This window comes from Robinsoniella sp. (assembly GCF_034124845.1).
The window spans coordinates 1-5,499 of record NZ_JAWYAJ010000155.1 but is presented as its reverse complement, the minus strand read 5'-3'; the positions used below and the strand labels follow the sequence as shown (position 1 = coordinate 5,499).

Sequence of the window (5,499 nt, the reverse complement as noted above, 5' to 3'; positions counted from 1 at the left end):
CAACGATTGCAACCATCTGACCGGATTTCACCTCGATATTAAAATCTTTGATAATAGGTTTCTTCCCATAACCGAAATATACATGTTCAAATACTACCTTTCCCTGGACTTCCGGCAGCTCTGTTGCTGGACTAGCTTCTTTTACCTCCTCTTCTTCACCTAGGATTTCAAAGATACGGTCCATTGCAGCAAATGCAGCCTGTATCTGGGAAGAAAGCTGGGACACTTGGGATAAGGGGTCATTGATCTGCCAGATATAACGAATAAATGCCTGCAGATTACCGATTGTAATCCCACCACTGATAGCAAATATCGACCCCACTACCGCAATGCTTCCAATGGTCAGATACGTAATGAGGGAGATCAGCGGTGACATGACAGAGGACATAAACTGTGCTTTAAATGCATGTTTGCGCAGATCCTCATTTATACTTACAAACTCCTTTACCGAAGATTCCTGTTTATTGAAAAATAGTATTTCCTGGAATCCGGTATACATCTCTGTAACAGTTCCATTTAATTCTCCTACAGAATCCTGCTGAGCCCGAAACTGCTTCTGGCTTTTCCCTACTATAAATCTGGTTACCAGAAGTGCCAATGGTATTATGCAGATTGCCATACACGCCATTACCGGCTGTATAGTGAACATCATTGTAATCGCCAGAATCAATGTCAGAACTCCGCTGATAACCTGACTAAAACTCTGTTGTAATGCCCCGGATACTGTGTCAATATCGTTGGTAATCCGGCTAAGCACATCACCGAAGCTGTTGGTATCAAAATAGCGTACCGGGAGTCTGCGTATCTTATCCTGCACCTCATTTCTCAAATCATGCATGGCATTTTGTATGGAATCCGTAAGCAGATATACACTGATGATCTGGGAAAAGGTTTTAATGAGATAAATTACAGCCAGCAGAATCAGGATTTTCGTGACCACATCAAAGTGAACGCCTGCATCCGGGAGTTTTTTCATGATATCCATTGCATCTTTGGAAAGCTGTGTGGTGATCATGCCTTCTACTCTGGGAGCCACCGTCATGGATGCCACTGATACAATAACCATCAATACGGCACCGATAAATTTCCATTTATATGGTGAAATATAACGCTTCATCTGTTTCAGATTGTTTGTAAACTTGCCTTTTTTATTGCTACTCATGATCCAATTCCTCCTCACTCAGCTGAGAAGCCGCTATTTCATGATAAATCGGACATTCCTTCAAAAGCTGTCTATGGGTTCCCCTGCCTACAACTTTTCCTTCATTTAATACAATAATTCTGTCAGCATCCATAATACTGGCTATACGCTGTGCCACCACAAGTACAATCGCATTGCCGGTCTCTTTTTTGAGATCTTCTCTCAGCTTTGCATCTGTTTTAAAATCCAGCGCCGAGAAAGAATCATCAAATATGTATATTCGTGGTTTTTTAGCCAATGCCCTGGCAATGGAAAGCCTTTGCTTCTGCCCTCCTGAAACATTGGTTGCGTTCTCTGTAATATTTTCCGAAAATCCGCCTTTCTCCATGATGAAATCATAAGCCTGTGCAGTCCGGGCAGCCTGCTCCACTTCCTCCAAAGTCGCTTCCGGGTTTCCAAAACGAATATTTTCAGCAATCGTTCCTCTAAATAACATCGCTTTTTGCGGAATAAATCCGATGGTATTACGCAGACTTTTTAAGTCATATTCCCGTATATCGGTGCCGTTCATAGTGATTCTTCCCTCAGTCACATCGTAGGCCCTGGGTATCAGGTTTACCAAAGTACTTTTCCCGGAACCGGTACTGCCTATAAATGCTACCTTTTCCCCTTTTCTGGCTGTAAACGATACATTTTTTAAGACTGCTTCTTCTCCGTCCGGATAAACAAAAGTCACATGATCAAAACTGATTTCCTCCACCTCATGTTCCATCTGTTTACCATTCTCCGGATTTTTAACCTTTACATCCTGTTTGATAACTTTTTCTATACGTCTCGCACTGACCCGTGCCCTGGGGTACATCATAAATACCAGACAGAACAGCATGACCGAAAACATAGCGTGAAACAGATAATCCATAAATGCCACCAGCATTCCGATTTCCAGGCTGCCTTTGTCAATCATTCTGGCTGCTACTGCAAAAATGGCCATTCCTGCGATATTCATTAACAGAAAAAAGGTCGGCTGTGTCATAGACATCAGCTTAAATAGCTTCTTGGAATATTTCATATACTGGTTATTTTCTTCATTAAAACGCTGCTGTTCATAAGCATCGTTATTGAATGCCCTTATTACACGTATTCCACTGAGGTTTTCCTTGGAAACACGGTTAATTGCCTCCATTGCCATCTGTTGGTTTTCGCTTATTGGTTCCGAAATCCTTGCTACTGCAATAACCCCTAAAATAATGATCGGTACGGTAGAAATAATAATCAAGGACAAGGGAAGTGATGTGCGCAGAACCAGGCTGAAGCTCACGAATATCATTACTGGTGTCATAAGCGCTGTACGAAACAGCACATTCATGAACATCTGTATCTGGAATGCATCATTATTTGTCCTTGTAATCAGTGATGCTGCACCAAACTGGTGATATTCACTGTGTGAAAATCCCTGTACCTTCTGAAACATCTCTGTCCTGATATCACGGGTGATTGCAGTTGACAGATACGCGCAGCAATATCCCAGCATAATCGTCCCCGCTACACCTAACAGAGAGATGACCAGTATAATGCCACCCATTTGAAAAATATAATTCTTGTCTCCGGTCAAAACGCCCTGATCAATCATCTTAGCAATAACAGTTGGAATCCCTAGTTCCACCAGTGCAAAACCAAAGACAGACAGTATGTTTAGTAAAAACATTTTTTTGTAATTTTTAAGATATTTAACAATTAACTTCATGGGGATTCTTCTCCAATATTCTTAGTTTCATTTTGGCGCTCCAGGATGTGTTTGCGTAATGCCTGGAGCCGCCAGTATATCATAATTAATAGTCCTGTAAAATAAAGCTTCAATTTCATCCCAGGATTTTGGTTTTTTACCCATAATCCACATAGACTTCGTTACCACTGCCTCCAGATTCATATCCTTTGCTTCCAGATAACGTATTTTTCCCTCCAGCCTTTTCCCAACTTCATAGACTGAAATATGACTTCCCTCAGACATTACCTGGGTTGTAATGACCAGCACCTTTTCCTGTGGCTGATAGCTGTTCTGGCACTTACAAAACGTTTCCAGTAATTGATCCGGTATTCCTCCTACACCAAAACCTTCTATAATAATTACATCATAGAGACGGTATATTTCTTTAATCAGCTCCGGTGAACTGCAGGGCGTCAGCTTTAGAAGAAATACATTAGCGTTTAAGTTTAAATCAAAAACCGCTCTTCCTGCCATGGGCGCGGTAATATACCGAATTACCTGATTGTTGCGGATTACAGCAATATCCGGAAAATTAATGCTGGAAAAGGCCTGATAACTCAGGGTATTGATCTTCTTAGCCCGGGTGCCTGCTATTGCCCGCTGCCCGAATACTACCTGCACACCATTCGTTTCATCCTGGAGCATGTAATGGAAACTGTCTCTGAGGTTCATCATGGCATCTGTTGATTCAAAGGAGATCGGCTTCTGCGCTCCGGTTAAGATCACAGGCTTCTCTGAGTTCTGAATCATATAGGACATGGCAGCAGCCGTGTATGCCAGGGTGTCGGTTCCATGTGCAATCAAAAATCCATCATAGCGATCATAATTTTCCCGGATGCAGCAAACCAGTTTACACCAGTAACCATAGTTCATATTTGTACTGTCAATATTGCAGATCTCTATCGTATCAATTGTGCAGAGACCTGCAATATCTGGTATATAAGAAAGCAGTTCATCGCCTCCCAGCGCTGGAAAAAGTCCATGCTCACTTTCTCTGGATGCAATGGTACCGCCTGTTGTCAACGTTAAAAATTTCTTCATTTATGCAATTCCCTCCTGTCCTATTGTATACTGATATTCATGCTCATGAAAATCAGTATACAATGAATTCCTCTTTTTGTACATGCCAAACATGAGATATTTATAGTACAATTATCTATGTTTTGACGAAATATATACAAAAAAACAGTACAGGATCACTTGATTATTTAAGCAATCCTGCACTGGTGCCGCATCTGCAGAAGGACTGTAATATGATATCCTTCTGATTATCTTTAACACTGGTTTTTATCTCTTACTTATGGTATCTGTTTTTTGGGCAAGTTTAAAAATTCATTTTATATATAACTGCTGCTGTTCTAAGCAATTGTATAGCCACCATCCAGAATCAGATTGGCACCATTAAACAAACTGGCTGCATCACTTGCCAGATATACCGCGCAGGCTGCCACTTCTCTGGGATAGCCAAAACGCCTGGAAGGAATCATCTGTTTGAATGCTTCCCCCTCCTCATTATTCCAATTCATGGACCCCATAGGAGTCAGAATAATTGTAGGAGAAATTGCATTGACCCGCACATTATATTTCCCCCATTCCAGTGCAAGCTGCTTTGTTGCCTGTATTAATCCTGCTTTTGCGGTTCCATAGGCAAGATGGCGTTCTAATGCTACCACACCTGCCTGGGAAGCTATATTGATAATGCTGCCACCGCCGTTTTTAATCATGGTTTTTCCTACAGAAAGAGACATGCGTACTGCACCTGTCAGATTAACTGCCATAGTCAGATCCCACACATGTTCCGTACTGTCTTCCGCCAATTCCAAATATCCCACCCCAGCACAATTCACAAGGATATCAATCTTGCCAAACGCATTACTTGCTGCTTCCACCGTATCTGCAATCACTTCTTTACTTGTAATGTCTCCGGTACATGATAGAAATTTTCTTCCCCTGTTTCTTACATATTCCTCTAACTCTACAGAATCCTCCAAATCAAAAGCCGTCACATCTGCTCCCTTTCTGGCGAACATCTGAGCGATCTCCAGTCCTATTCCGCTGGAGGCACCGGTAATTACAGCGTGCTTTCCTTCCAGGTTAAAATCTTCATTTATTTCACTGAAATTAATTTCCTGTGCCATCAATTTCCCTCTTTTCTATCCGAATCACAGCTAATCTCCGGATACCTGTATTAATATTTTTAAGCTGCTGTCTTTATGCTCTTCGATGTAACGAAAAGCCTTTGCATAATCAGCTAATTCAAATGTTTTTGAAATTAAGGGCTTCGTGTTTATTATGCCTCTGCTCATCAGATCAATTGTTTCGTCATAATCTTTTTCCACATACATCAGACTTCCGATTAAACGCAGTTCTTTATCCTGAACCAGACTCATATTCACTTCCGGACGCATTCCATATACCCCCACAATTACAATATCATGGCCCTTTTTAGACAACTCTATTGCCTGGTTAACAGTAGTTCCAATTCCAACACATTCAAAAAAGATGTCTGCCAGTTCCCCCTGAAAAGCCTCATCTATTGCTTTTTCCATAGATATTTTTCCCGTATTGGCTGTTTTTAAAATCCCGCATTCTA

5 protein-coding genes are annotated in these 5,499 nt (G+C 41.4%); all 5 read right to left on the bottom strand.

Annotation, left to right across the window (positions count from 1 at the left end):
- Window positions 1-1,162: ABC transporter ATP-binding protein (locus ACH2DQ_RS07455; protein ID WP_395026188.1), on the bottom strand; the 1,162-nt coding region annotated here is incomplete at its 3' end.
- Window positions 1,155-2,885 carry an ABC transporter ATP-binding protein gene (locus tag ACH2DQ_RS07450; RefSeq protein WP_394912206.1) on the bottom strand — a complete coding sequence of 577 codons (1,731 nt, stop codon included), beginning with the start codon at window positions 2,883-2,885 and terminating at the stop codon, window positions 1,155-1,157. The genes ACH2DQ_RS07455 and ACH2DQ_RS07450, both read right to left, overlap by 8 nt.
- 27 nt (window positions 2,886-2,912) lie before the next feature.
- Entirely contained in the window at window positions 2,913-3,947 is a 1,035-nt protein-coding gene (locus ACH2DQ_RS07445; RefSeq protein WP_394912207.1) for an asparaginase, read from the bottom strand.
- A 317-nt stretch (window positions 3,948-4,264) separates the two neighbouring features.
- Window positions 4,265-5,044, bottom strand: coding sequence for a GolD/DthD family dehydrogenase (locus tag ACH2DQ_RS07440; protein WP_394912208.1), 780 nt, complete (start codon window positions 5,042-5,044; stop codon window positions 4,265-4,267).
- A gap of 30 nt (window positions 5,045-5,074) precedes the next feature.
- Window positions 5,075-5,499: zinc-binding dehydrogenase (locus ACH2DQ_RS07435; protein WP_395026184.1), on the bottom strand; the 425-nt coding region annotated here is incomplete at its 5' end.